Origin of the sequence: Kitasatospora sp. NPDC127060 (assembly GCF_042724935.1) — a bacterium.
Taxonomy (GTDB): Bacteria; Actinomycetota; Actinomycetes; order Streptomycetales; family Streptomycetaceae; genus Kitasatospora.
Genome location: NZ_JBHXEG010000001.1, coordinates 65,303 through 91,719, shown reverse-complemented (window position 1 = coordinate 91,719; position 26,417 = coordinate 65,303). Strand labels below are relative to the sequence as shown.

Here is a 26,417-nt window from a genome sequence, read left to right as displayed (position 1 = left end):
AACTATCCATTGCCACACGACAGAAGGGCCGGGCCGGGATAGCTCCCGGACCGGCCCCACCCTGCCCTGCACCGTCCTGCCACTCGAACGCTCAGGCCGCTATCGGCCGCTGGCTGCGCACCGCCTGGAGCAGCCCGATCCCGATCCAGACCGCGAACATCGAGGAGCCCCCGTACGAGACGAACGGCAGCGGGATGCCCGCGACCGGCATGATCCCCAGGCACATCCCGATGTTCTCGAAGGCCTGGAAGGAGAACCAGGCGATGATCCCGGCCGCCACGATCGTCCCGTACAGGTCGGTCGCCTGGCGGGCGATCCGGCAGGCCCGCCAGAGGATCACGCCGACCAGCGCGATGATCGCCAGCGCCCCGACGAAGCCCAGTTCCTCTCCGGCGACGGTGAACACGAAGTCGGTCTGCTGCTCCGGCACGAACTGCCCGATGGTCTGCGTCCCGTGGAACAGCCCCTTGCCGGTCAGCCCGCCCGAGCCGATGGCGATCCGGGCCTGGGCGGTGTTGTAGCCGACGCCGTTGGGGTCGAGCTGGGGGTTGGCGAAGGCGGCGAAGCGGTCGATCTGGTACTGGCTCAGCAGCCCGAGCTTCCAGATCGCGATGCTTCCGCCGACGCCGAGCGCGAGGATGCCGAGCACCCAGCGGTTGGCGGCGCCGGAGCCGAGCAGGATGCCCAGCACGATCGCCGACATCACCATGACCGACCCGGCGTCCGGCATCAGCAGGACGAGTCCCATCGGCAGGGCGGCCCAGATCAGGCCCCGGAACACCGCCCGGTGCGAGGGGAACTCCCGCTCCCCGGCGTCCACCTGGTCCGACAGCACGACGGCCATCGCCAGCAGGATGGCGACCTTCGCGAACTCGGCCGGCTGGACGGAGAAGCCGCCACCGAGCTGGATCCACGAGTGGGCGCCGTTGACGGTCGAGCCGATCGGACTGAGCGTCGCCAGCAGCAGCAGGAGCACGCCGATGTAGACGAAGGGCACCAGGGTGCGGACCCGCCGGGCTCCTATCGCTATCACCACGGCGCACAGCACCAGGCCGATCACGAAGTTCGTCAGGTGCCGGTAGAGGAAGTACTGCGGGTCCCCGTGGGTGAGGTTGTCGCGCCCGCGGGTCGCCGACCACACCAGCAGCGAGCCCCCGAGCGAGAGGGCCAGTCCGGCCAGCAGCAGTATCCAGTCCAGCCGCCAGAGCGGGGAGTCCTTGGCCAGGGCCTTGGAGACCCCGCTGCGCTGCGGGGTCAGCCTCAGCTGCCGGTACGAGCCGTAGGAGGTCATGCCCGTCCCCTTCCCTGGCGGTTCGGTTCGAGGGCGGTGTCGGTCGCGGTGTACGACGCCGGACTGTCGGCGGGCGGCGCCGGGTCGAGGAAGGTCGCCCCCGGGCCGTAGTCCGCCGGGCCGTAGTCCGCCGGTGCGGCCGCCCCCGGCTGGGCCGAGGCGGTGTCCAGCAGCACCGGAGCCGGAGCCGCGACCGGAGCGCCCTGCGCCGGGGCGGCCGGCCCCTGCACCGCGCCGGTGCCGTACGAGGCCGGCTTGATGATCGCGGTGCCGTCCGGGTTGAACTTCGGCAGCTCGCCCTGCGGCGCGGGCAGCAGCGCCTTGCTGTTGTCGATGTTGCCCTTGTCGTCCACGCCGTACAGCGCCTGGTAGATCCGGCGGACGGCGTCGCCGGAACCGCCGGAGCCGGTGCCGCCCTGGCTTATCGTCATGACGACGGCGTAGTCCTTGCTGTACGTGGTCAGCCAGGAGGTGGTCTGCTTGCCCTCGACCTCGGCGGTTCCGGTCTTGGCGTGCAGCTCGATCTTGTTCTGCGGCCAGCCGGCCCCGGAGAACTTCCAGGCGGCGGTACCGCTGGTGATGACGCCCGCGGTGGCCTGGTCGATGTAGCTGAGCAGCTTCTGGTCGCCGGGGAACTTGGCGTCCTCGTGCGGGGCGATCTCGCGGACGAGGTCTCCGCTCGGGCTTATCACGGCCTTGGCGATGGTCGGCCGGTAGAAGGTGCCGCCGTTGGCCAGGGCCGAGTAGATCCGGGCCATCTGGACCGGGGTGACGAGGGTGTCGCCCTGGCCGATCGCGAAGTTGACGGCGTCACCGGCGCGCATCTGGTAGCCGTCGACGCAGTTCTCCCGGGCGATCTGGTCCGAGAAGCTGTTGCCGCCCTTCTGCGCCTGCGCGCACCAGGCGTCCTTGTTGTTGTCGTAGAAGGACTGCTTCCACTGCCTGTCCGGCACCCGGCCGGGGACCTCGGCCGGCAGGTCGATGCCGGTCTTGGCGCCGAGGCCGAACTCGTGGGCGGTCTTGAAGAACCAGTCGCCCGGGTCCTTCTTCGGCTTGATGCCGCCGTCCTTGGTCCACTGGTCGTACGCCAGGCCGTAGAAGACGGTGTCGCAGGAGACCTCCAGCGCCTTCTCCAGGGAGATGGCGCCGAAGTTCTCGCTCTCGAAGTTCTTGAACTCGCGGCCGCCGATGGTCAGGCTCTTGGGGCAGGGGTAGGTGCCGTCCAGCGAGTAGCCGGCCTGCACGGCGGCGGTGGTGGAGACGACCTTGAAGGTCGAGCCGGGGGCGGACTGACCCTGTATGGCCCGGTTCAGCAGCGGAAAGTTGGAGTCCTTGCTGGTCAGCGACTGGTAGTCCTTGCCGCTGATGCCGCCCACCCACAGGTTGGGGTCGTAGGTCGGGGCGCTGGCCATGGCGACGATCCGCCCGGTGTGCACGTCCATCACGACGGCGGCGCCGGAGTCGGCCTCGTAGTTGCGGTTGGTGACCTTGTCGAAGGTGTTCCGGGCGTCGGCCATGGCCTGCGCCAGGTTGTCCTCGACGACCTTCTGGACCCGGGCGTCGATGCTGGTGACCAGGTTGTTGCCGGTCTGCGGGGCGACGGTGCCGGCGGTGCCGATCACCCGGCCGAGGTTGTCGACCTCCAGCTTGGTGATGCCGGCGGTGCCGCGCAGGTCGCGGTCGTACACCGACTCCAGGCCGGCCCGGCCGATCTGGTCGGCCGGCAGGTAGCGGTCCAGGCCGGTCTTGTCGGCGGTCTTGCTGACCTCGTCGTCGGTGACCGGCGAGAGGTAGCCGAGCACCTGGGCCATGTTGGCGCCCTCGGCGCCGGTGTAGCGGCGTACGGCGGTGGGCTGCGCGGTGACCCCGGGGAAGTCCTCGCGGCGCTCCATTATCTGCATCGCCTGCTGGGTGGTCGCCTCCTTGGTGACCGGGATCGGCTGGTAGGGAGAGCCGTTCCAGCAGGGCTGCGGGGTCTTGGCGTCGCAGAGCCGGACCTTCTCCTGCACGTCCTTGGCGGGCATGCCCAGCACGTCGGCGAGCCGGCCGAGGACGCCCTTGCCGCCGTCCTTCTGCTGGAGCAGCGAGGTACGGCTGACGGAGACCACCAGCCGGGTCTCGTTGCCGGCCAGGATCCGCCCGGAGGCGTCCAGGATCTCGCCGCGGACGGCCGGATCGACCACCTCGCGGATGTGGTTGCCGGTCGCCTTGGCGGTGTACTCCTTGGCGTTGCGGATCTGCAGGTACCACAGCCGTCCGCCGAGGGTGGCGAGCAGCGACAGCACCAGGATCTGCAGCACCACCAGACGGATCGTCACCCGCCGGGTACGGCCGGTCTCGGGGATGTTGCTCACGTCTCGTGCGCTCCAGGGGTGCGGGAGGGTCAGGAGGTCCGGGGGCGGGCCTGGACCGGACGGTTACGGACGCCGGGCGAAGCCGGGCACGCGCCGCTTCTTGTAGGACGGCCCGCTCGAGACCTCACGCGTGGTGCGGTAGCGGGCCAGCGAGCCCAGGCCGGGGCCGCCCTCGTCGTCGTCGCTGGCGGCCGCCACCGGGTCGCGGCCGAAGCGGCGGCCGAGCAGCATCACCAGCGGCACCACGAAGGGGGCCAGCAGCAGGTCGTACAGCAGCGCGCTGATCACCAGTCCGACGAGGCCGACGTGCCGGGCCGCGGTGTCGCCGACCAGGGCGCCGACCATCGCGTACAGCAGGGTGGAGGCGATCGCCGCGGCGCCGACGACCAGCAGCGCGCTGGAGACGGAGCGCTGGCGGCCGTGCTCGGGGCGCAGCAGCCCGGCGGCGTAGCCCATCAGGCAGAGCACCAGCGCGTAGCGGCCGATGGCGTGGTCGGAGGGCGGCGCGAGGTCGGCCAGCAGACCGGCCGAGAAGCCGACCAGGCAGCCGCCGGTCGGCCCGTAGACCATGGCCAGGCCGACCACGACGAGCAGCAGTATGTCCGGGGTGGCTCCCGGCAGCTGGAGCCGTCCGAACACGCTGACCTGGAGGATCAGGCCGAACAGGATCAGGACGGCCGAGACGGGGATGCGGGCGAGGCGCATGGCTCAGTTCCCCCCAGTGGGCTTGGCGGGCGGGGCGGCGGACGCGGCCGGGGCCTGGCTCTGCCCCGGGGTGGGGGCGGGCGGCAGCACGGCGTCGCGCGGGTCGGTGCGCGGCGGCACGACGACCACGCCGACCAGGTCCAGCCGGGTGAACTGGACGAACGGCTCGACCAGGACGGTCTTGGTCAGCTGGCCGGCGTTGGCCTGGACCTCGGTGACCTTGCCGACCGGAACGCCGGGCACGAAGGGGCGGCCGCTCTGCGAGCCGAAGGTGACCAGCCGGTCGCCGGCCTTGACCTGGGCCTTGCCGTTGAGCAGGGAGACCTTCATCGGACTGTCGCCGCCGCCGGAGGCGAAGCCGATCTCGCCGCTGCCCTCCAGCCGGGTGCCGGCCGAGAAGCCGGGGTCGGAGGCGAGCAGCACGGTGGCGGTGGTCGGGGCGACGGTGGTGATCCGGCCGACCAGGCCCTGGCCGTTGATGACCGTCATGTCGCGGGTGAGGCCGTCGTCGCCGCCGGCGTCGATGGTGATGGTCCAGGAGAAGCCCTGGGCCGGGCCGATCGCGATGACCTGGGCGGCCTTGACGGTGTAGCCGCCGGCGCCGGCGGTGCGCAGCAGGTCGTCCAGCTGCTTGGTGCGTCCGGTGGCCATGTCGGAGGAGGCGAGCTTCTGCCGCAGTTCGGTGTTCTCGCGCGCGAGCTGGTCGGTGCGGCCGTTGTCGGTGGCGGCGTCGCGGAAGGCGCGGACGGTGTTGGCGACCGGGTCCACCACGGTGGCGGCCCCGCGTTCGACCGGGCCCAGGGCGCTGGCGGCCGCGTGCCGGGCCGGTCCGAGCGGGGAGTCCTCACCGCCCTTGATGTCCACGGTGATCAGCGCGAAGGCGACGGCCACCAGCAGGATGAGCAGCAGCCGACTCTCTCGTGTGTCCCTCACGGTGCTGGTACTGCCCCTTCGTACCTGGCGGCCGCCCGGGGCTGTGGGGCCCGGGCGGCGGCCCGTTCAGTTGAGTGTCGGAATGTGTCGTCGTGGTGCTAACGGCGCGGTGAGGCGTCCAGTACCTGCTGGAGCGCCTCGAACTCCTCGACGCACTTGCCGGAGCCCAGTGCGACGGAGTCGAGCGGGTTCTCGGCGATGTGGATCGGCATGCCGGTCTCACGGCGCAGCCGCTCGTCCAGGCCGCGCAGCAGGGCGCCGCCGCCGGTGAGCACGATGCCGCGGTCCATGACGTCGCCGGCCAGCTCGGGCGGGCACTGGTCGAGGGTGGTCTTGACCGCGTCGATGATCGAGTTGACCGGCTCGTCGATGGCGGCGCGGACCTCGGCGGCGGAGATGACCACGGTCTTGGGCAGACCGCTGACCAGGTCGCGGCCGCGGATCTCGGCGTGCTCGTCCTTCTCGCCGTCCATGCCGAAGGCGCTGCCGATGCTCATCTTGATCTGCTCGGCGCTGCGTTCGCCGAGGAGGAGGGAGTACTCCTTCTTGATGTGCTGGACGATCGCGTTGTCCAGCTCGTCGCCGGCGACCCGGATGGACTGGGCGGTGACGATGCCGCCGAGGGAGATGACGGCGACCTCGGTGGTGCCGCCGCCGATGTCGACGACCATGTTGCCGGTGGCCTCGTGGACGGGCAGGCCGGCGCCGATCGCGGCGGCCATCGGCTCCTCGATGATGTGCACCTGGCGGGCGCCCGCCTGCGAGGAGGCCTCGATCACGGCGCGGCGCTCGACGCCGGTGATGCCGGAGGGCACGCAGACCACGACGCGCGGGCGGGCGAGGTAGCGGCGGCGGTGGATCTTCAGGATGAAGTAGCGCAGCATCCGCTCGGTGATCTCGAAGTCGGCGATCACGCCGTCCTTGAGCGGGCGGATGGCGACGATGTTGCCCGGTGTGCGGCCGATCATCTTCTTGGCCTCGGCGCCGACCGCGAGGATGCCGCCGGTGTTGGTGTTGACCGCGACGACGGACGGCTCGTTGAGGACGATCCCCTTGCCCCTGACGTACACCAGCGTGTTGGCTGTTCCGAGGTCGATCGCCAAGTCTCGGCCGATGAACGACAGGTTGCTCGCCATGGGGTGTGGGTGCCTTCCCGGGCTCGGAGTTCTTGGGGTGGACGGATGCGCGCCCACGCTTGGGCGGAGACCAGCTGAGCTGCCGTACCGGGCCCTTGAGTCGCGTCCATCGTAGTCACGCCGCTCGGTACGGACATCGACGCGGGGCATACCGTCCATTGTCCGGAGCGTGTTCGCTTCTCCGAGCATTGGGACGCCGTGTCGGCGTCCCCAGTTCCCTATTTCACGATAAGAATGCCCCGGCCGGGCCAATGGTCCCGACCGGGGCGGTACGAACGTCCTGCCGGGGGCGTCGCCCTGACGATCCGGCTGCCGGATCAGGCGTTCGCGGGGAAGAAGATCTTGATCTCGCGCTCGGCGGACTCCGGGGAGTCGGAGGCGTGGATCAGGTTCTCGCGGGTGATGGTCGCGTAGTCGCCGCGGATGGTGCCGGAGCCGGCCTCCAGCGGGTTGGTGGCGCCGGCCAGCATCCGGATGCCCTTCACGACCTCCTCGCCCTCGACGATCATCGCGATCGACGGGCCGGAGGTCATGAACTCCAGCAGCGGCTCGTAGAACGGGCGGCCGACGTGCTCGGCGTAGTGCGTCTCCAGGGTCTCCCGGTCGAAGGTGCGCAGCTCGACCGCGGCCAGCCGCCAGCCGGCCTTGCGCTCGATGCGGCTGATGATCTCGCCAGCCAGGCCGCGGCGGACGGCGTCGGGCTTGAGCAGGACGAGAGTGCGCTGGGACACGGTGCGTCTCCTGGGGATTTGGTACGACATGCGGTATGGGGCAGAGGTTACCTTGCGTGAACGACCGGTCGGCCACCCCCGCCGGGGGGTCAGGCGGCCTGGGCCTCGGCGGCCGCGCGGGCGGCCTTGAACTCGTCGACCTTGCGGCCGTAGTGCACCGAGCACCACCAGAGGCCGGCGAAGACCACGCCGAGGCCGAACATGGTCGGCAGCACGAAGCCGCTGGCGATCAGGCCGATCTGCAGTGCCCAGCCGATCTGCACCGCGCCGGGGCGGTTGATCATGCCGCAGAGCGCGATGCACAGCGCCATCGCGATCCCGCTGACGATCCACACGGTGGCCGTCGAGACGCTGGACAGCTGCATCGCGACCAGTGCCGCGAACATGATCAGCAGCGCCTCGCCGATCAGCGTCGAGGAGCAGAGCGTCCTCATGTCACTTCCTCCCGAGCAGCAGGCGGGCCTCGCCCACCGTGATGACCGAACCGGTGACCAGCACCCCGGCGCCGCCGAGGTCGCCCTCCTCCTCGGCCAGGGTGACGGCCGCGGCGATGGCGTCGTCGAGCCGGGGCTCGACCTGCACCCGGTCCTCGCCGAAGACCTCGACGGCGAGGGCCGCGAGCTCGTCCACGTCCATCGCGCGGTGGGTGGAGTTCTGGGTGATGACGACCTCGGCCAGGATCGGCTCGAAGGCCTCCAGCACGCCGGCCACGTCCTTGTCGCCCGAGGTCCCGATCACGCCGACCAGGCGGGTGAAGCCGAAGGACTCGGAGAGCGCGGCGACGGTGGCCCGGGCGCCGTGCGGGTTGTGCGCGGCGTCCAGGACGATCGTGGGGCTGCGGCGGACGACCTCCAGCCGGCCCGGCGAGGAGACGCCGGAGAAGGCCTGGCGGATCTTGTCCACGTCCAGCTGTCCGCCGCGGGCACCGCCGACGCCGAAGAAGGCCTCGACCGCGGCCAGCGCCAGCGCCGCGTTGTGCGCCTGGTGCTCGCCGTGCAGCGGGATGAAGACGTCCTCGTACTCCTCGCCGCCGAGCCCGCGCAGCGTCACCAGCTGGCCGCCGACGGCGAGCTCACGGCGGATCACGCCGAACTCCATGCCCTCGCGGGCGACCGTGGCGTCCACCTCGACGGCCCGGCGCAGGATGACCTGGGCGGCGTCCAGCTGCTGCTGGGCGACCACGGCGACGGCGCCGGACTTGATGATCCCGGACTTCTCGACCGCGATCTCGCCGGTGGTCTCGCCGAGCTTGTCGGTGTGGTCCAGTCCGATCGGGGTGATCACCGACACCACGGAGTCGATGACGTTGGTGGCGTCCCACGAGCCGCCCATGCCGACCTCGACCACCGCGACGTCCACCGGGGTGTCGGCGAAGGCCGCGTAGGCCATGCCGGTGAGCACCTCGAAGAAGGACATCTGGACGGGCTGCGCGGCGTCGACCATCTGCACGTAGGGCTCGATGTCGCGGTAGACCTCGACGAACCGCTCCGGGCTGATCGGGGCGCCGTCCAGGGTGATCCGCTCGGTGACGGACTCCACGTGCGGGCTGGTGTAGCGGCCGGTGCGCAGCTCGAAGGCGCTGAGCAGTTGCTCGATCATCCGGGCGGTGGAGGTCTTGCCGTTGGTGCCGGTGATGTGGATGGACGGGAAGGACCGCTGGGGCTGGCCCAGGATGTCCATCAGCGCCTCGATCCGGTCGAGCGAGGGCTCCAGCTTGTTCTCCGGCCAGCGCTTGGAGAGTTCCACTTCGACGTCGCGCAGGGCGTCGCCGGTGCTGCCGTCGGCGGGGCGGAGGGTGTACGGATTCGGGTCGGCCTTGTCGCTCACGACCACAGTCTACGGAGCGGTGGCGGCCCGTCCTCACAGGGCGAGGGCGGCGGCGCCGGCGGTGATCGCGACACGGCGGGCGACAGGGTGGGAACGGCCGTTTTGCCCCATCTTTGCCCTGGTTTCGAAGTTTCCCCCTTGCTATCGATTCTGCGAGTTTCGTGGCAGCAAAGCAATGATTCACAAATAATCAGGGCCTACAGCCTTCGATCGCAAGGAGTTTCCGTCGCGCCTTCAAGCGCAACCGGCTGACCGTCCTCGACACCCTCACCGCCGAGGAGGGCCGGGCCGGCCGCCCCTGGCCCGAGCGCGCCCCGCTGGAGGACTACGAGTCCGGCCTCGGCCTGCGGCTGGCCCGCTGGCGGCTCACCCACGTCACCGAGACCCAGGTCTCCAGGAAGGCCTGATCTCGCTGCGCCGCTTCCTCACCCGGCGCACCCGCTGGGCCCGGGGCGACATGCAGTGCCTGCGCTGCCCGAGGAGCACAACCGGGTGATGTTCGACCACGTCTCCGACCTGCTCTGCGCCGCCACCCCGAGCCCGTACGGTGACGGCCGCGCCTCGGCCCGGATCGCCGCGCTGACCGCCGCACCGGCCGACGCGAACGCCTGGCCCGTCGGCGGCAGCGCCCTCGCGACGGCCGCCCAGGCACCTGCGCGCCATGCCGTCGCTGGTCCACCGGGACCGGGGGCGGAGGCGTCAGACCCCGGCCCGGGCCTCCGGGACGTGCACGGCGCCACCGTGCCGCCGGCGCAACTCGGCGGTGATCTCGGCCAGTTCGCCCTCGGGCAGCAGCGGCAGCATCATCGCCATGCCCTGCAGCAGACCGCCGAGCAGGTAGGTGGTGTCCGCGGTCGCGGCGACCAGGCCGCGGACCTCGGCCACCCGGCCGTCCGCGACCGCCTCGATCAGCTGGGCCGCGTTCGCGGTCTCCTCGTCCACCTCGACCGCCGCGGTGTCCTCCGGGGCCCGCCGGGCCATCGCCCGCAGCACCCGGTCGCCGACCTCGGCGGCGTAGGCCTTGCGGACGGCCTCGGCGGCGATCCAGGCGAGCAGGGTGGTCACCTCCCGCTCGGCGTTCTCCGCGAGCAGCAGGTCCAGCTCGTGGTCGAACGCGAGCTGGTTCCCGTGCCGGAAGGCGAGCAGCAGCGTCGCCGCCCTGGCCTTGGCCTCCTCCACCGCCTCGGCAGGCAGTTCCTGGGCCAACTCCTCGGTCACCACCACGCCATGCCCTCCCGTCCGTCGCTCAGCAGGAACGCTCAGCAGAAACACCTTCGGAAACTCCGTGCACACCGTACACATCCGACCTGAAAACTTCCGCGAACGCGCGCGGGCAAGACCGGAATCAATTCGCTCGGAATAGGACCTCACCCGGTCCATGATGAATATTCGCCGGAAGGGAGCAATGTTGCTGCTCTATTAGGCGTAGCGGCTGCCGTATTAGCCGAAGGGGTCGAAGGGGTCGAAGGGGTCGAAGGAACCGGCGGGCCGGAAAACCCCGAGGGGCCGCACTCCGCGCGTCGCGGGGTGCGGCCCCTCGGGGGGCGATCCGGGTTCAGCCCTGCGGCAGCGCCGCGAGCTGGGCGGTGATCCGGGCGATGTCGGCCTCGGCGGCCTCCTGGCGGCCCCGGATCTTGGCGACCACCTCGTCCGGCGCCTTGGCCAGGAAGGCCTCGTTGCCGAGCTTGGCGGTGGTCTGGGCCTTCTCCTTCTCGGCGGCCGCGAGGTCCTTGGCCAGGCGCTTGCGCTCCGCCGCGACGTCGATGGTGCCGGAGAGGTCCAGCGCGACGGTGGCACCGGCCACCGGCAGCGAGGCGGTGGCCGCGAAGCCGTCGTCCGGGAGGGTCAGCCGCAGCAGCGAGCGGATGGCGTCCTCGTGGACGGCCAGCACGGTGCCGGCCAGCTCCAGCCGGGCCGGGACGCGCTGCGCGGGCTGCAGGCCCTGGTCCGAACGGAACCGGCGGACCTCGGTGACCACCTGCTGCAGCGTGGCGATCTCCGACTCGGCTGCCGCGTCGCGGTAGCCGCTGTCCTTCGGCCACTCGCTCACGACCAGCGACTCGCCGCCCGTGAGCGCCGTCCAGAGCGCCTCGGTGACGAACGGGACGATCGGGTGCAGCAGCCGCAGGGTGACGTCCAGCACCTCGCCCAGCACCCGGCGCGAGGCGTCGGCCTGCGGGCCGCCCTTGGCCAGGGTGGTCTTGGAGAGCTCGACGTACCAGTCGAAGACCTCGTCCCAGGCGAAGTGGTACAGCGTGTCCGAGACCTTGGCGAACTCGTAGTCGTCGTACAGCGCGTCCACCTTGGCCACGGTGGCGTTCAGCCGCGACAGGATCCAGCGGTCGACCGCGGTCAGCTCCTCCGGCGCGGGCAGCGGGCCCTCGACGGTGGCGCCGTTCATCAGCGCGAAGCGGGTGGCGTTCCAGATCTTGTTGCAGAAGTTGCGCGAGCCCTTGACCCAGTCCTCGCCGATCGGCACGTCGGCGCCCGGGTTGGCGCCGCCGGCCAGGGTGAAGCGGACGGCGTCGGCGCCGTAGGCGTCCATCCAGTCCAGCGGGTCCACAGCGGTGCCGGAGGACTTCGACATCTTCTTGCCGAACTCGTCGCGCACCAGGCCGGTCAGCGCGACGGTCTTGAACGGCGCCTCGCCGTCCATCGCGTACAGGCCGAACATCATCATCCGGGCGACCCAGAAGAAGATGATGTCGTGGCCCGTGACCAGGACGTCGGTCGGATAGAACTTCTCCAGGTCGGCGGTCTTCTCCGGCCAGCCGAGCGTGGAGAACGGCCACAGGCCGGAGGAGAACCAGGTGTCCAGGACGTCCGGATCCTGGACCCAGCCCTCGCCGGTCGGCGGCTGCTCGTCCGGTCCGACGCAGACGACCTCGCCGTCGGGGCCGTACCAGACCGGGATCCGGTGGCCCCACCAGAGCTGGCGCGAGATGCACCAGTCGTACATGTTGTCGACCCAGTCGAAGTAGCGGCGCTCCAGCTCCTTCGGGTGGATCTCCACCTTGCCGTCGCGGACGGCGTCGCCGGCGGCCTTGGCCAGCGGCTCGACCTTGACCCACCACTGCAGCGACAGCCGCGGCTCGACCACCGTGTGGCAGCGCGAGCAGTGGCCGACGGCGTGCATGTACGGGCGCTTCTCGGCGACGATCCGGCCCTGCTCGCGCAGCGCGCCGACGACGGCCGAGCGGGCCTCCATCCGGTCCAGGCCGAGGAAGGGGCCGTGCACGGTGATCGTGCCGCGCTCGTCCATCACGGTCAGGTTCGGCAGGCCGTGGCGCTGGCCGATGGCGAAGTCGTTGGGGTCGTGCGCGGGCGTCACCTTGACGGCGCCGGTGCCGAACTCCGGGTCGACGTGCTCGTCCGCGACGACCGGGATCTCCCGGTCGGTCAGCGGCAGCTTGATGGTCCGGCCGACCAGGTGCTTGTAGCGCTCGTCCTCCGGGTGGACGGCCACGGCGGTGTCGCCCAGCATCGTCTCGGCCCGGGTGGTGGCCACGACGATCGAGTCCTCGCCGTCGCCGTAGCGGATCGAGACCAGCTCGCCCGGGGTCTCCTCATGCTCCACCTCGATGTCGGACAGCGCGGTGAGACAGCGCGGGCACCAGTTGATGATGCGCTCGGCGCGGTAGATCAGGCCGTCGTCGAACAGCCGCTTGAAAATGGTCTGAACGGACTGGGACAGGCCCTCGTCCATGGTGAAGCGCTCGCGCGACCAGTCCACGCCGTCGCCGAGGCGGCGCATCTGGCCGAGGATGCGGCCGCCGTAGCTCTTCTTCCACTCCCAGACCTTCTCGACGAAGGCCTCGCGGCCCAGGTCGTGGCGGGAGAGGCCGGCCTCGGCGAGCTGCTGCTCGACCTTGTTCTGGGTCGCGATGCCGGCGTGGTCCATGCCGGGCAGCCAGAGCGTCTCGAAGCCCTGCATGCGCTTGCGGCGGGTCAGCGCGTCCATCAGCGTGTGCTGGAAGGCGTGGCCCAGGTGCAGGACGCCGGTGACGTTCGGCGGGGGGATGACGATCGTGTACGCGGGCTTGTCGCTCTTCGCGTCCGCGGTGAAGTACCCACGCTCCACCCAGCGCTCGTACAGCTCGCCCTCTACGTCCGCGGGGGTGTAGGTCGTCGGGAGGGTTGCCGCATCGTCCCCGGCAAAGGTGCTCACGGGGCGCTGGTTCGTCGTGTCGGTCACGACGCACAGTTTACGTAACCGGGGGCGCTGGTCACGAACCGCTTTCGGTCCGCGGACTCGGCCCGTCCGAACGCTCCCGCGACGGGCGGCGTGCGATAGCGTGCCCGGGCACTCGTCCGGGTGACCGGACGTGTACGGAGCCAGCCAAACGCAGATCGGCCGCAGGTGCGGCGGGGGAGCACGAGGGACAGATGTACGGCCAGGGACAGCAGTATCCGCAGGGTCAGCCGTATCCGCAGGGACAGCCCTACGGGGGCCAGCCGCCCTACGGCGGACCCCCGCCGCAGCAGCCGTACGGCGCACCGCAGCCCCAGTACGGCTACCCGCCCCAGCAGCAGCCCTACGGCAGCCCGCAGCCCCAGTACGGCGTGCCGCCGCAGGGCCCGTACGGCCAGCCCGGCTACCCGGCCGCGCCGCAGAAGGGCAAGGGCGGGCTGGTGATCGGCCTGGTCATCGGCGCCCTGGTGCTCGGCGGCGGCGGGTTCGCCGCCTGGAAGTTCCTCGGCGGCGACTCGGGCGGTCAGTACAAGCTCTCCGCCCCGCAGACGCTGCTGGACGGCTACGTCCAGAAGTCGGCGAAGGAGGAGGCCGCCGACATGAGCAAGCCCGACGTCGCCAAGCTCGGCAAGGACCTGCACGCGCTGGTCGCCAGCTACAGCAAGGGCGCCGACGTCAAGAACATGGACTCGCTGTCGGTCATCGGCATCTACGGGTCCATCAACGACCCGGACCAGATCATCTCGGACAGCAAGAAGGACAGCGGCGGCCTCACCTGGACCACGCCGATGACCGACTACCCCGCGAAGGACAGCCACGCCTCCTCGGGCAAGCTCAGCTGCGGTGTGGCCAGCGTCATCGCCGGCAAGCCCGGCCCGACGGTCTGCGTGTGGGCCGACAAGTCCACCTTCGGCCGGGTCACCTTCACCCACCTCAGCCTGAGCACCACCGGCGGCGACAGCACCCAGGGCGTCACCCCGGACCAGGCGGCGGAGAAGACCCGGGCCATCCGCGACGCCATGAAGGTCGCCAAGTAGTCCGGGCGCGCGCCCGGGGCCTCCTGCAGCACCACCACACCGCCGGAGCATCCGGCGGCATCCACGCGTGACGTCCCAGAAAGGGCCTCGCATGTCCGATCAGAACCCGTACGGGCCCCCGTCACAGCCCGGGTACCCGGCGACGCCGCCGGCCGCCCCCGGCTACGGCGGCGTCCCCCCGCAGGCCCCGCCGCCCGGCTACCCCGCGCCCGGCGGCCCGGAGGCCGGGGGCTACCCGGGCTACGGCGGGTACGCGCCGGTGCCGCCGCCGCGCAAGTCGCGCCGGACGCTGTGGATCGTGCTCGGGACCGTCGCCGCCGTGATCCTGCTGGGCGGCGGCACGCTGGCCTACTTCGTCTGGAACGCGACCAGCAACGCGGGCACCCAGAAGATCGTCCTGCCGGCCACCTTCCAGGACCTCAGCCGCAACGACGACAGCGAGGTCACCTCCGCCATGGAGAAGGCGATGACCGACAGCCTCGGTCAGGGTGACGGCAACTGGAAGCCGACCGGCGTGGCCGGCATGTACCAGAACGCCCAGTCGGAGCCGCAGATACTCGTCGCCGGGGCCTACGGCAAGGTCCTGCTGCCCAAGCAGGAGCTGGACCAGGCCTTCAACGGGGTCGGCGGCAAGGGCGGCGCCACGGTCACCGACCGCCACGCGGTGGACGCGGGCCCCAAGGGCGGCACCATGGAGTGCGGCGTGATGACCGAGAGCGACAGCAAGGTCGGCCTGTGCGCCTGGGCCGACAACAGCAGCCTGGTCATCGTGATGCGGATGCCCGGCGACGACGGCAGCAGCCAGCCCGACCTGGACAAGCTCGCCTCCGACGCCCGCGACCTGCGCGCGGTCGCCGAGGTGGCCAAGTAGCCCCACCCGGCCCACGGACACGGAAGGGGCCCCGCACCGGATCGGTGCGGGGCCCCTTCCGTACGTCCGGTACGGCCGTCGGGTCAGGCGCTCTTCTCGCGGCGCTCGCGCTTGATCATGTCGCGCGGGACGAGGGTCGGGATGGCGTGCTTGGAGACGACGTCCCCGGTGACCACCACGCGGGCGACGTCCTGACGCGAGGGGACCTCGTACATCACGGACATCAGCACCTCCTCCATGATGGCCCGCAGACCACGCGCGCCGGTGCCGCGCAGGATCGCCTGGTCGGCGATCGCCTCCAGCGCGTCCCGGGAGAACTCCAGCTCCACGCCGTCCAGTTCGAACAGCTTGCGGTACTGCTTCACCAGCGCGTTCTTCGGCTCGGTGAGGATCTGCAGCAGCGCCTCGCGGTCGAGGTTGTGCACGCTGGTGATCACCGGCAGCCGGCCGATGAACTCGGGGATCATGCCGAACTTCACCAGGTCCTCGGGCATCACCTGGCGGAAGTGGTCGCTGGCGTCCGACTCGCGCTTGGAGCGGATGTTGGCGCCGAAGCCGATGCCCTTGGCACCCGCGCGGCCCTCGATGATCCGCTCCAGGCCGGCGAACGCGCCACCCACGATGAACAGCACGTTGGTGGTGTCGATCTGGATGAACTCCTGGTGCGGGTGCTTGCGCCCGCCCTGCGGCGGCACCGAGGCGGTGGTGCCCTCCAGGATCTTCAGCAGCGCCTGCTGCACGCCCTCGCCGGAGACGTCGCGGGTGATCGACGGGTTCTCGCTCTTGCGCGCGACCTTGTCGATCTCGTCGATGTAGATGATCCCGGTCTCGGCCTTCTTGACGTCGTAGTCGGCCGCCTGGATCAACTTGAGCAGGATGTTCTCGACGTCCTCGCCGACGTAGCCGGCCTCGGTCAGCGCGGTGGCGTCCGCGATCGCGAAGGGGACGTTCAGCATCCGGGCCAGGGTCTGTGCCAGCAGGGTCTTGCCGGAGCCGGTGGGGCCCAGCAGCAGGATGTTCGACTTGGCCAGCTCGATCGCGTCCTCGCGGCCGTTGCCGCCGCTACGGCCGGCCTCGCCCGCCTGGACCCGCTTGTAGTGGTTGTAGACCGCGACCGACAGCGCCTTCTTGGCGAGGTCCTGGCCGACCACGTACTGGTCCAGGAACTCGTAGATCTCGCGCGGCTTCGGGAGCTCCTCGAAACGGACCTCGGAGGTCTCGGCGAGTTCCTCCTCGATGATCTCGTTGCACAGGTCGATGCACTCGTCGCAGATGTACACGCCTGGGCCGGCGATCAGCTTCTTCACCTGCTTCTGCGACTTGCCGCAGAACGAGCACTTGAGCAGGTCGCCACCGTCTCCGATGCGTGCCACGAGGTGCTTCCCCTTCGCCAGGGGCCCCGCAGGGGTTCCGGGGCCTGGTGCTGTGGACCGTCCGCGCCGACGGCGCTCGGTCTCGCTATCCGACGGTACTCTGCCGGGCCCGTGATTCCGTCCTCTTCGCCGGGTCTGCCCTACGCCCTGGGCGAATTGATACCGAACAGATGCCGTGACAGCGCCCGCCGACGGGCCGGGGCGGGGGGGGCCACCCGGGGGGCGCCCCCCCCCCCCCGGCCGGGTGTCAGCCGTCGTTCTCGGCTGAGGGGATGTAGGCGCCGGGGACGTCGGCGGGGGCGTGGATGGCGTTCTCGCCCGGGTAGGGCTCGGTCCAGTTGTGGGTCTGGTACCAGGTCAGGTGGTTCATCTGGGCCGGGTTCGCGCGGTCGGGCGCGGCGTTCGGGCCGGTCAGGTGCTGCTGGGACCTCCAGGTGTCCCACTGGGCGGCGACGCCCTGCTCGGCGGCCGGCGGGTCGGTGGTGACGGGCGCGGCGGCCGCGGTGCGGTCCTGGGCGCCGGGGACGTCCACGCCGCAGGAGGGCGGGGTCTTCAGACCGTCGGTCAGCGAGGTGCGGTTGGGCACCGCGGTGAACGGGGTGTAGTCCGGCTCGTCGGTGAAGGCGGTGGCCATCGGGGTGGCCGCGCTGTCCTTCTGGTTCATCGGGTGGATCCCGAGGATCTGCTCGATGGTGCGGACCATGGTGATCTGCGAGTAGTAGCGGCTGTCGACCGCGCCGTGCTGGGCCCAGGGGCTGATGATCTGGATCGGGGCGCGGTGGCCGTCGACGTGGTCCAGGCCGGCCTGGGAGTCGTCCTCCACCACGAAGATCGCGGAGTCCTTCCAGTACTCGCTGTGCGAGATCTCCTGGACGATCCTGCCGACCGCCAGGTCGTTGTCGGCGACCTGCGCGGCCGGGGCGGCCGGGCCGCCGGTGTGGTCGCTGGACAGCCACAGCAGGTTGAGGTTCGCCGGGCCGTTCTGCTCGAAGTCCTGCTTCCAGATCTGGTAGCGGTACTGGTCCGGGACGTCGAGGTCGAACTTGGGGAAGCCGGGCACCGACGCGTCGTTGAGCGAGGGGATCGGCGAGGAGGAGTTGAGCGGGAAGGCGGTGTCGTCGCCGGTCGCGTCCATGTTCTTGGCGTCGCAGTACAGGTTCTGCCAGTTCGCGCCGTCGGGCTTGGTCAGGAACTGGTGGAACTCGCCGAAGTCGCGCACGTCCTGGCCGACCGCCTGGGCGCCGGTCCACAGGAAGCCCGAGCGCTGGTGGCCCAGGGCGTCGTCCTCGGTGTCGTAGCTGCGCTGGTACTCGCCGGCCGAGGACTCGGTGTACTCCGGATTGTCGGCCTGCATCAGCCAGTTGTGGCCCTCGGCGGAGTTGGTGCCGATGTCGTAGGTGTTGTCGTAGAGCCCGAACTGCTTGGCCAGCGCCTGCTGGTTGGGCGTCACGTTGGCACCGAACTGGGCGAGCTTCGGGTCGCCGTTGCCCTTGCCGATGTCGCCGAAGACCTGGTCGTAGGTCCGGTTCTCCTTGACGATCATGAAGACGTGCTTGATCGTCGACGGGTCGCCGATCCTGGCCGGCACCGCGACCGGCTTCGCCCTGCGCCGGTCGGCGGTCTGGACGGCGCCCTTGGTCCAGCCGTTCTGCCGGAAGACCTTGTCGGTCTGGGAGCGGATCTCCTTGTCGCCCGGGAGGGTGAACCAGGTCAGGCTGGAGGTGGTGTCGTGGGTGCTGTGGGCGCCGGTGGAGTTGGGGCGGCGGGCGTCGATGCCGCGGGTGTTGGAGACGACCACCTTGTTGCCGACGGTGGTGACCTCCGCCGGGAAGTAGTCGGTGGGCAGCAGGCCGACGTAGCTCACCGGCTCCTGGGCGCCGGCGAAGCGGTACACCGCGACGGCGTTGGCGCGGCCGAGGGTGACCAGCAGGCGCCCGTCGTCGGTGAGGGTCACGGCGGTGGGCTCGTAACCCACCGACGCCTCCGGCCAGGGCTTGGTGGAGATCCGCTGCACCACCTCGTCCCGGGCGGCGTCGATCACGGACACCTGGTCGGAGGAGGTGTCCGCGACGAAGACCGTCCCGTTCCTGGCGTACACGGCCGTCGGGTGCAGGCCGACGTCGATGCTCCCGACGGCGGCGGACCGGTCCGAGAGGTCGATCACGCTGACGGTGCCGGAGGTCGCCGCGCCGGTGTCCGGGTCGGCCGGCACCTGGGTGCCGTAGGAGTTGAGGGTGTCGTCGTCGGGGGTGGCGGCGCGTCCGCCCTCGTTGCTGACGTAGAGCTTGTGGCCGACCTGGGCGATGCCGCGCGGCGCGGTGCCGGTCGTCCAGCTCTGCCCGAGCCTGCCGGTCGCCGCGTCGATCGCGACCACCCGGTTCTGGCCGTTGACCGCCGCGTAGACGGTCGAGCCGTCGGCGGAGAACACGGCGCCCGAGGCCAGCGCGTGCTTGTCCCCGTCGGCCGGGATGGCGATCTTCACCGGGTCGGCCAGCGAGCCGTCGGCGTTCACGGTGAACCTGGTGTAGCCGTCGAGCTGGCCCAGCCACAGCTGCTTGCCGTCCGGCGAGTAGACCGGGGCCTCCTGGCCGACCGAGCCGTCGGTCAGGTGGAGGTCGGCGGTCTTGGCCTTGTCGGCGCGCTGCTGCACCTTGTTGGTCCTGAGGTCCACCACGACCAGCGAGGCGTCGCCGTCGGCCAGCGAGGCGGCCAGGTGGGTGCCGTCCGGGCTGACCCGGGAGCCCATGATCTTGCCGTTGTCGATGACCAGCCGGTCGCCGTACGGGGCGACGTACTGGTCGCTGGATATCACCCGGCCGTCGGCGGTGACCTGGCCGACCTGGTCGGTGCCGAACTGGTGGGTGGCCGCGAAGGCCGTGCCGGTGGCCACGGCCACCGCCGTGATGCACGCCGTGGCCAGGGTGGCCCGGCGGCCGGCCCGGCGGGCGAGGAGCACCGGGTGCTCCTTCTGGTCACGTCGACGACGCGTTACCTGCATGGCGTCAGCCCTTCGTTGTGATCGGTGGCGCGGGGTGCGGTGCGGTGCGGTGAGAGCTTGGCTTGGCGGGACCTTGGTGCGGGCCGGCCGGTGCGGTCAGTCCGTCGAGGAGTCGAGCAGGTCGATCCGGCCGTCGAACTGCCACAGCGGGTTCGGGGCGTCGCCGGTCGCGGTGTGCACCAGGAAGTAGCCGTTCACTTCCTTGGGCCCGTCTCCGTCCGCCGTCACCCGCCCGTCCGGGGCGATGTCCAGCTGGTAGATCGCGGTGCCGGCAGCCGTCGTGCCGGGCAGGTGCCAGGTGACCACGCAGCGCCAGTCGTTGCCCGGCCCCTCCGGATCGACCTGGCCGTCACCCCGGTTGCAGTCCGCGTTGACCCGCAGGTCGGCCTCGGCGACGGCGGGGCGGTGCAACTGCTCGGTCTGCAGCCGGTAGAGGTGCGCGAACACGGTGGCCACCGACCGCTGCACCTTCGCCTGGGTGATCCCCGACCCGGTCGCGGGCGCGGCCACCGCGACCGCGCCGGTGCCCAGCGCGAGCAGCCCGGCCAGCGGCAGCACCCCGTAGGTGAGCGCGCGGCGCTTCTCGCCGTCCTCGCTGCCGGTGGTGAAGTCCCGCCGGACGAACAGCCGGTAGGCCGCCGCGGTCGCCACCACGGCCCACACCAGGCTCACCGCGACGGCGATCAGCAGCTCCGCCGGCCGGTTCGGGGCGGCGAACAGCCCGTTCCAGGAGACGAAGGCGTAGCCGGGCAGTGCCAGCCGCAGCGCCACCGGCAGCGGCAGCGTCTGGGCGAGCTGCATGGCGACGGCGGACAGCGCGGGGACGAGCAGGCCCATCGGGGAGCGGCCCAGGATGACGGAGCCGAGCAGTCCGAGCGCCGCCAGCGCCAGCGTGGGCGCCAGCACGGCCGCCCAGGCCAGCAGGACGCTCGCGGCGGCGTCGGACGGTGCCAGCTGGTGCCCGTCGACGCCGACCAGCGGCTGGTCGCCGACCGCCGCCAGCCCGCCCGCCGTGCCGGAGGCCGCCAACCCGACGACCAGCAGCACGATCACGGTGGCACTCGCCAGGGTCTTGGCGAGGAAGATCCGCCGCGGTGAGCGGACCGCCACCAGCAGGTGCCGCCAGGTGCCGAGCCGGTCCTCGGCGGCGAACACGTCGCCCGCGACCACGGAGGTCAGCAGCGGCAGCGCCCAGGAGCCCGCGAAGCCCAGCACCACCAGCGGGCCCGCCCAGCCGGTGGCGTGCATCCAGCGGCCGAACAGGGTGTCGGAGGGCAGCGTCCCCTGCTGGGCGACCGCGGCCACGAAGAACCCGGGCAGCGCCCAACAGGCCAGTACCAGCAGCCGGATCCTCCACTGCGAGACCAGCTTGACCAGCTCGAAGCGGTACACCCGGCCCACCGGGACCCGACCCGCCCCGGGCGCGGCGGCACCGGCCACCGCCTCCCCGGCCATGACCGTGCTCATCGCCCGCCCTCCTGCTGCTGCTCGGTGAGGGCGAGGTACGCGGCCTCCAGCGGCGACACCACGGGCGCCACCTCGCGCACCCGTACGCCCTCCTGCACCATCGCGGCCACCAACTGCTCGACGGCCGGCCCGGCGGCGCGCACCACCAGCGCCTCCGTGCCGCGCCACGCTCCCGCGTCGTCCACCACCCGCACGCCCGCGGTGCCGTCGGCCACCCGCCGGGCGGTCCGCAGGTCGGAGGTGAGCAGCCGGTGGTCCAGCTCGCGGGTCTCGGCCGCCAGCTTGCCCAGCGGGCCGGAGAAGCGGACCCGGCCGGTCGCGAGGACGGTCACCTCGGAGCAGAGCGCCTCCAGGTCGTCCATCCGGTGGCTGGACAGCACGATGGTGACGCCGCTGTCGGCGAGTCGGCGCAGCGCGCCGTGGACGTGCTGCTTGCCCGCCGGGTCGAGGCCGTTGGAGGGCTCGTCGAGCACCAGCAGCCGGGGTCCGGTGAACAGGGCGGCGGCCAGGCCGAGCCGCTGGCGCATGCCCAGCGAGAAGCCGCGCACCCGGTCGTCGGCGACGTCCGTCAGCCCGACCTCGGCGAGCACCTCGTCGATCCGGCCGGGCCCGGTCCGCAGGCCGCGCAGCGCCGCCAGTGCCGCCAGGTTCTTCCGTGCGGTCAGCGAGGGGTACAGGCCCGGCCCGTCGACGAACCCGGCCACGCCGTCCGGCGCCGCCAGCGCCCGGCCGACCGGTCTGCCCAGCACCTCCAGCTCGCCGTCATCGGCGACGGCCAGCCCGAGCAGCAGCCCGAGCAGGGTGGTCTTCCCGGCGCCGTTCGGCCCGGCCAGGCCGTGGATCCGGCCGGGCGACAGCTCCAGGCCGACACCGTCCAACGCCACGACGTCACCGAAGCACTTCGTCAATCCGCTTGCCCGTACGGCAGGTTGCGTGTCTTCCATGGCTCCTTCTCGCAGTCCCCCGAGGAAAGTAGGGGCTTGACGGGGCGGAGTCAGGAGCGGGCGGTTGAACGCCGGTGGAACAGCGGAGGGCCGGCCCGCCGGAGGTCGCCGGCGGCTTCGACGGTCTCCGATCCGCCTCCGACGGCCTCCGGACGGGCGGAGGCCGCGTGCGGCGGCGGGTGCGGGAGGCGCCGAGGACCGTGCGAGTGCGGAGGGTTCGACCCGCTCGGACTGTTCAGGCGGCTCGGACTGTTCAGGCGGCTCATACGGCTCGGACGGCTCGGACGGCTCAGACCGTGATGGTCTGGTACTCGGTGTAGGCGCCGAGGCCGACCGCGCCGTACTCGCGGCCGATGCCGCTGGCCTTGAAGCCGCCGAACGGGCCGTCGAAGCCGATCGAGGCGCCGTTGACGGTGACGGTGCCGGTACGCAGGCGGCGGGCGACCGCCAGCGCGTGCTCCTCGTCGGCGGACCAGACCCCGCCGGAGAGGCCGTACTCGGAGTCGTTGGCGATCCGGACGGCGTCGTCCTCGTCCTCGTAGGGGATGACCACCAGGACCGGGCCGAAGACCTCCTCCTGGGCGATCCGCATCGAGTTGTCGACATCGGCGAAGAGCGTCGGGGTGACGTAGTGGCCGCGCTCCAGGCCGGCCGGGACGTGCGGGCCGCCGGTGACCAGGCGGGCGCCCTCCTCCACGCCGAGGGCGATGTAGCGGAGGACCTGCTCCTGCTGGTCCCGGCGGATCATCGGGCCGATGAAGGTCTCCGGGTCGGCCGGGTCGCCGACCTTCAGGGAGTCGATCAGGTCCTTGAGTCGGGTCACCACCTCCTCGTAGCGGCTGCGAGGGGCCAGGATCCGGGTCTGGGCGATGCAGGACTCGCCGTTGTTGAGCAGCGAGGAGAACTTCAGCCCCGGCACCGCCCGGTCCAGGTCGGCGTCGGGGAGGATCACGGCCGCGGACTTGCCGCCCAGCTCCAGGCTGACGCGCTTGAGCTGCTCCCCGGCGATTGCGGCGATGCGCCGACCGGCCCGGGTGGAGCCGGTGAAGGCGATCTTGTCCACCTGGGGGTGGGACACCAGGTACTCGCTGGTCTCCCGGTCGGCGGGCAGGACGCTGACCACGCCCTCGGGCAGCCCCACCTGCTCCAGCAGCTCGGCGAGGAAGCCCATGCTGAGCGAATTCTCCGGGGAGACCTTCAGCATCACCGAGTTGCCCGCGAGCAGGGCCGGCAGGATCTTCGAAGTCGCCGAGGAGAAGGGCGAGTTCCACGGGATCACCGCGGCCACCACGCCGATCGCCTCGCGGCGCACCACGCTGCGCACCGGCGAGGCCGGGTCGGACGGGACGAGCGTCCGCTCCCAGCCGAACTCCTCGGCGGCCTTCAGGTAGGCGTTGGCCTGGCGGGTCAGGCCGGGCTGGCCGGCCCGGGTGAACCAGCCGGCCGAGCCGTTCTCGGTGGAGATCAGTTCGGCGATCCGCTCCGCGTTCTCCTCGCGCAGCGCGTTGAAGCGGCGCAGCACGGCCACCCGATCCAGCGGCGGGGTCTCCCGCCAGGTGCCCCGGTCGAACGAGGCCCGGGCGGCGGCCACCGCGCGGTCCACGTCCGCCGGACGGGCCTGGGCGGCCCGGCCGAGCAGCGTCCCGTCGTGCGGGGAGCGGATGTCGAGCAGGTCGGCCCTGCTCGGAGTGGTCCAGGTGCCCGCGATGAACAGCCGGTCGTAGACGATCACGTGCTTCTCCTTCGGATCCTTCTTTCCCGAACGAGTGTGACGCCCACTCAGCTAACCTGTCAAGCAGGTTATTTAGAAAGGCATACGGGCTTGGCCACCGGGCGCGAACCCGCGACAACACCCGATAGATCGAGCACAGTTGCGCGCTCACGCCTTGACAGGCTCGAAAGCCCCACTCGATACTCGTCACCAGTCAAACAGGTGACGCCGACAACGGCTCACCGGACGATCACTCATGAGGGGACAGCACCATGGCAGTCAGCTACACCGGAACGGTCGTCGTGACGGGCGAGGGCCGCAACGGCGGGCGGGTCGCCTCCAGCGACGGCAACCTCACCACCTCGCTGGCCGTCCCGAAGGAGCTGGGCGGGGCCGGCGGCGCCACCAACCCGGAGCAGCTGTTCGCCGCCGGATGGGGGGCCTGCTTCCTGGGCGCCGTCCGCCGCGCCGCCGCCGACCGCAAGGTGCGGCTCACCAGCACCTCCGTCGCGGTCGAGACGACCCTCACCCACGGCGACGACGGGGAGTTCGGCCTCAGCGCCGTCCTCAACCTCGAACTCGGCGGCGTGGACCAGGAGACGGCCGCCGAACTCGGCCGGGCCGCGCACCGGATCTGCCCGTACTCCAAGGCGACCCGGGGCAACATCCCGGTGACCGTCAACGCCACCGCGGTGACCGGCTGACACCAACGCCCGCCCCGGCTGCCGCCGTTGCCGTCGCCGGAAACGCCGAATCCCCCGCCCCGGGGCGGGGGTGCACGGCCGGCGCGCCGGTTCTCAGTCCTCGGCGGCGCCGTGCTGGCGTGCCCGGTAACTGGCGGCCTTCACCCGGTTTCCGCAGGTCCGCATGGCGCACCACTCGCGCCGGTGGCCGCGCGAGCGGTCCAGGTAGACCTGGGTGCACTCCGGCCGGGCGCACTCGCGCAGCAGGTCCGCTTCGTCGCCGCCGAGGATCTCGACGGCCTCCCGGGCCAGGGCCGCGAGGCCCTGGGAGACGGAGCCGGTCCTGGTCGCACCGGTGGCCTGCAGGCGCAGCGTCACCGGAAGTCCGGCCGCGTGCCGGTTCAACTCGGCGATCGCCCGGGCCGGCATCGGCTGCCCGTCCAGCCGGGCGGCGACCAGCGCGTAGATCGCCTCGCGCAGGTCCACCGCGATGTCGAGGTCGGTCTCATCGGCTTCGGGGCCGCCGTCGAGCATCCCGGACTCCACGAACCAGGCGTCCAGCTGCTCGGGGGAGGACAGCTTCTCCGTCGGAGCGGCGTTGCGGCGGGCGCGCAGCGTGCCGACGAAGTCGAGGGGGAGGGTCCCGCAGGGGAAGGCGTGCATCACGTCACCATACTGACCAGTCACCCTGCCAAGTGCAATGCCCGGCTCCCCGGAGTCTTTTTCGCCGTCGGCGCACCGTGTCGCCGCCACCATCACTGCCCAGACCAGTAACGTCCAGCCCGGCTCGGCTCCCCGAACCGGTCCCCCCACCTCCGGAAGGAAACTCATGATCGACAGGCGTAGCTTCCACAAGACCCTGGGGCTCGGCGCCGGGGCGGCCGCCCTCTCGCTGACCGGCCTGCCGGGCGTCGCCGGCGCCGCGCCCGTCCCGGCCCGCTCCGGCCCGGCGCCGGTCGTGCCCGCCGTCACCCCCGGCGCCCACACCTCGTTCCCGGTGCTCAAGCAGGTCACCGCCGGACTGCTCGACGTCGGCTACGCGGAACTCGGCCCCGCCGACGGGCCGGTGGTGCTCTGCCTGCACGGCTGGCCGTACGACATCCACAGCTTCGTGGACGTCGCCCCGCTGCTCGCCGACCTCGGCTACCGGGTGATCGTCCCCTACCTGCGCGGCCACGGCAGCACCCGCTTCCTGTCGTCGCGGACCGTCCGCAACGGGCAGCAGTCGGCCATCGCCCGGGACATCATCGCGCTGCTGGACGCCCTGCGGATCGAGCGCGCCGTGGTCGCCGGCTTCGACTGGGGCGCGCGGACCGGTGACATCCTGGCCGCCCTGTGGCCCGAGCGGGTCAAGGCCCTGGTGTCGGCGACCGGCTACCTGATCACCAACCGCGACGCCCAGCGGAACCCGATCGCGCCGGTCACCGAGCGCGCCTTCTGGTACCAGTTCTACTTCGCCACCGACCGCGGCGAACGGGCCATGCACGACCCGAAACTGCGGCACGACCTCGCCCGGGTCGTCTGGCAGACCGCCTCCCCCACCTGGAACTTCGACGACGCCACCTTCGAACGCAGCGCGGCGGCCTTCGAGAACCCCGACTACGCCGCGATCGTGATCCACAACTACCGCTGGCGGCTGGGCCTCGCCGACGGCGAGCGCCGCTACGACCACGACGAACACCTGCTGGCCCGCAAGCCCACCATCGGCGTGCCGACCATCACCCTCGACCCGGCGCTGGACCCGTTCACCCCGGCGCCCGGCGACGGCTCCTCCTACCGGGCCATGTTCACCGGCCGGTACGAGCACCGGGCGCTGCCGGGCGTCGGCCACAACCTGCCGCAGGAGGCCCCAACGGCCTTCGCCCAGGCCGTCGTCGACGCCGACCGGCTCTGACCACGGCGGGCCGACGGCGCCCGCCGGCGGCCCGTACGCCTCGCGCCGGAAAAAGGACGGCGCGAGGCGAAACGGACTGCTACGCTGGCGAACGACCTACCCCCTTCCGAGGAGTGCAGCAGACATGGCGGGTGACGACGACATCTCCGGGTGAGTCCCGGGCTTGACGGCCGTTGCGGGCGCGGGGCGCCCAGTGCAGCGGTCGGATTCGTCGCACCCAGTCCCCCTGTCTCATCCGGGCCGGACTCGTCTCCGCCCGTTCACTTCCAG

General features: G+C 71.5%; 20 protein-coding genes. 4 read left to right on the top strand and 16 right to left on the bottom strand.

Annotated features, from left to right (window positions below; genetic code table 11):
* Positions 1-91: 91 nt before the first annotated feature.
* The 10 genes from rodA to ACFWIS_RS00320 form a co-directional block, all read right to left on the bottom strand.
* The gene (gene rodA / locus ACFWIS_RS00365; RefSeq protein ID WP_380461838.1) at positions 92-1,291 is read right to left on the bottom strand and encodes a rod shape-determining protein RodA; all 1,200 of its coding nucleotides are present in this window, start codon (positions 1,289-1,291) and stop codon (positions 92-94) included.
* Positions 1,288-3,645 carry a penicillin-binding protein 2 gene (gene mrdA, locus ACFWIS_RS00360; protein WP_380461837.1) on the bottom strand — a complete coding sequence of 786 codons (2,358 nt, stop codon included), beginning with the start codon at positions 3,643-3,645 and terminating at the stop codon, positions 1,288-1,290. The genes rodA and mrdA overlap by 4 nt, the downstream gene beginning before the upstream one ends.
* 63 nt (positions 3,646-3,708) lie before the next feature.
* A complete protein-coding gene (gene mreD / locus ACFWIS_RS00355; protein ID WP_380461836.1) occupies positions 3,709-4,350 on the bottom strand; it encodes a rod shape-determining protein MreD in 642 nt (213 codons plus the stop codon).
* Between the two features lie 3 nt (positions 4,351-4,353).
* Positions 4,354-5,283: a rod shape-determining protein MreC gene (gene mreC / locus ACFWIS_RS00350; RefSeq protein WP_380461835.1), complete on the bottom strand. Its 930-nt coding sequence runs from the start codon at positions 5,281-5,283 to the stop codon at positions 4,354-4,356.
* A 98-nt stretch (positions 5,284-5,381) separates the two neighbouring features.
* Positions 5,382-6,407 (bottom strand): rod shape-determining protein, encoded by a 1,026-nt coding sequence (locus tag ACFWIS_RS00345; RefSeq protein WP_380461845.1) that lies wholly within the window; start codon positions 6,405-6,407, stop codon positions 5,382-5,384.
* A gap of 329 nt (positions 6,408-6,736) precedes the next feature.
* A complete protein-coding gene (gene ndk, locus ACFWIS_RS00340) occupies positions 6,737-7,150 on the bottom strand; it encodes a nucleoside-diphosphate kinase (RefSeq protein ID WP_380461834.1) in 414 nt (137 codons plus the stop codon).
* 89 nt (positions 7,151-7,239) lie between these two features.
* The gene (locus tag ACFWIS_RS00335; protein ID WP_360228906.1) at positions 7,240-7,584 is read right to left on the bottom strand and encodes a DUF4233 domain-containing protein; all 345 of its coding nucleotides are present in this window, start codon (positions 7,582-7,584) and stop codon (positions 7,240-7,242) included.
* Between the two features lies 1 nt (position 7,585).
* Complete coding sequence (locus ACFWIS_RS00330; protein ID WP_380461833.1) at positions 7,586-8,977, bottom strand: bifunctional folylpolyglutamate synthase/dihydrofolate synthase; 1,392 nt, start codon at positions 8,975-8,977, stop codon at positions 7,586-7,588.
* A gap of 699 nt (positions 8,978-9,676) precedes the next feature.
* Entirely contained in the window at positions 9,677-10,201 is a 525-nt protein-coding gene (locus ACFWIS_RS00325) for a hypothetical protein (RefSeq protein ID WP_380461832.1), read from the bottom strand.
* Positions 10,202-10,532: 331 nt separating this feature from the next.
* The gene (locus tag ACFWIS_RS00320) at positions 10,533-13,172 is read right to left on the bottom strand and encodes a valine--tRNA ligase (RefSeq protein ID WP_380461831.1); all 2,640 of its coding nucleotides are present in this window, start codon (positions 13,170-13,172) and stop codon (positions 10,533-10,535) included.
* 191 nt (positions 13,173-13,363) lie between these two features.
* Between ACFWIS_RS00320 and ACFWIS_RS00315 the strand changes: the two genes are divergently transcribed.
* Together ACFWIS_RS00315 and ACFWIS_RS00310 are read left to right on the top strand one after the other, a co-directional pair.
* Positions 13,364-14,206: a hypothetical protein gene (locus tag ACFWIS_RS00315; protein ID WP_380461830.1), complete on the top strand. Its 843-nt coding sequence runs from the start codon at positions 13,364-13,366 to the stop codon at positions 14,204-14,206.
* A gap of 91 nt (positions 14,207-14,297) precedes the next feature.
* Positions 14,298-15,077, top strand: a complete 780-nt coding sequence (locus tag ACFWIS_RS00310; protein ID WP_380461829.1) for a hypothetical protein — start codon at positions 14,298-14,300, stop codon at positions 15,075-15,077.
* A gap of 83 nt (positions 15,078-15,160) precedes the next feature.
* Here the strand turns inward: ACFWIS_RS00310 and clpX are convergent, their stop codons facing one another.
* The 5 genes from clpX to ACFWIS_RS00285 all read right to left on the bottom strand — a co-directional run bounded on the left by clpX (position 15,161) and on the right by ACFWIS_RS00285 (position 23,591).
* Positions 15,161-16,450: an ATP-dependent Clp protease ATP-binding subunit ClpX gene (gene clpX, locus ACFWIS_RS00305; protein WP_063347569.1), complete on the bottom strand. Its 1,290-nt coding sequence runs from the start codon at positions 16,448-16,450 to the stop codon at positions 15,161-15,163.
* Positions 16,451-16,697: 247 nt separating this feature from the next.
* Positions 16,698-19,448 carry an alkaline phosphatase family protein gene (locus ACFWIS_RS00300; RefSeq protein ID WP_380455611.1) on the bottom strand — a complete coding sequence of 917 codons (2,751 nt, stop codon included), beginning with the start codon at positions 19,446-19,448 and terminating at the stop codon, positions 16,698-16,700.
* 96 nt (positions 19,449-19,544) lie between these two features.
* Positions 19,545-20,903 (bottom strand): ABC transporter permease, encoded by a 1,359-nt coding sequence (locus tag ACFWIS_RS00295; protein ID WP_380455618.1) that lies wholly within the window; start codon positions 20,901-20,903, stop codon positions 19,545-19,547.
* 8 nt (positions 20,904-20,911) lie between these two features.
* Positions 20,912-21,859, bottom strand: coding sequence for an ABC transporter ATP-binding protein (locus ACFWIS_RS00290; protein ID WP_380455609.1), 948 nt, complete (start codon positions 21,857-21,859; stop codon positions 20,912-20,914).
* A gap of 289 nt (positions 21,860-22,148) precedes the next feature.
* Positions 22,149-23,591, bottom strand: a complete 1,443-nt coding sequence (locus ACFWIS_RS00285) for an aldehyde dehydrogenase (RefSeq protein ID WP_380455607.1) — start codon at positions 23,589-23,591, stop codon at positions 22,149-22,151.
* A 251-nt stretch (positions 23,592-23,842) separates the two neighbouring features.
* Between ACFWIS_RS00285 and ACFWIS_RS00280 the strand changes: the two genes are divergently transcribed.
* The gene (locus tag ACFWIS_RS00280) at positions 23,843-24,274 is read left to right on the top strand and encodes an Ohr family peroxiredoxin (RefSeq protein WP_380455605.1); all 432 of its coding nucleotides are present in this window, start codon (positions 23,843-23,845) and stop codon (positions 24,272-24,274) included.
* 93 nt (positions 24,275-24,367) lie between these two features.
* Here ACFWIS_RS00280 and ACFWIS_RS00275 read toward each other — a convergent pair whose 3' ends face one another.
* Complete coding sequence (locus ACFWIS_RS00275; RefSeq protein WP_380455616.1) at positions 24,368-24,919, bottom strand: CGNR zinc finger domain-containing protein; 552 nt, start codon at positions 24,917-24,919, stop codon at positions 24,368-24,370.
* 163 nt (positions 24,920-25,082) lie between these two features.
* Between ACFWIS_RS00275 and ACFWIS_RS00270 the strand changes: the two genes are divergently transcribed.
* Entirely contained in the window at positions 25,083-26,147 is a 1,065-nt protein-coding gene (locus ACFWIS_RS00270) for an alpha/beta fold hydrolase (protein WP_380455603.1), read from the top strand.
* The last annotated feature ends 270 nt before the right edge of the window (positions 26,148-26,417 follow it).

Excerpts from the sequence above, each read along its gene's own strand:
- rodA (WP_380461838.1), bottom strand. The coding sequence starts at position 1,291 with ATGACCTCCTACGGCTCGTACCGGCAGCTGAGGCTGACCCCGCAGCGC.
- mreD (WP_380461836.1), bottom strand. The coding sequence starts at position 4,350 with ATGCGCCTCGCCCGCATCCCCGTCTCGGCCGTCCTGATCCTGTTCGGC.
- ACFWIS_RS00335 (WP_360228906.1), bottom strand. The coding sequence starts at position 7,584 with ATGAGGACGCTCTGCTCCTCGACGCTGATCGGCGAGGCGCTGCTGATC.
- ACFWIS_RS00315 (WP_380461830.1), top strand. The coding sequence starts at position 13,364 with ATGTACGGCCAGGGACAGCAGTATCCGCAGGGTCAGCCGTATCCGCAG.
- ACFWIS_RS00310 (WP_380461829.1), top strand. The coding sequence starts at position 14,298 with ATGTCCGATCAGAACCCGTACGGGCCCCCGTCACAGCCCGGGTACCCG.
- ACFWIS_RS00300 (WP_380455611.1), bottom strand. The coding sequence starts at position 19,448 with ATGCAGGTAACGCGTCGTCGACGTGACCAGAAGGAGCACCCGGTGCTC.
- ACFWIS_RS00295 (WP_380455618.1), bottom strand. The coding sequence starts at position 20,903 with ATGGCCGGGGAGGCGGTGGCCGGTGCCGCCGCGCCCGGGGCGGGTCGG.
- ACFWIS_RS00290 (WP_380455609.1), bottom strand. The coding sequence starts at position 21,859 with ATGGAAGACACGCAACCTGCCGTACGGGCAAGCGGATTGACGAAGTGC.
- ACFWIS_RS00280 (WP_380455605.1), top strand. The coding sequence starts at position 23,843 with ATGGCAGTCAGCTACACCGGAACGGTCGTCGTGACGGGCGAGGGCCGC.
- ACFWIS_RS00270 (WP_380455603.1), top strand. The coding sequence starts at position 25,083 with ATGATCGACAGGCGTAGCTTCCACAAGACCCTGGGGCTCGGCGCCGGG.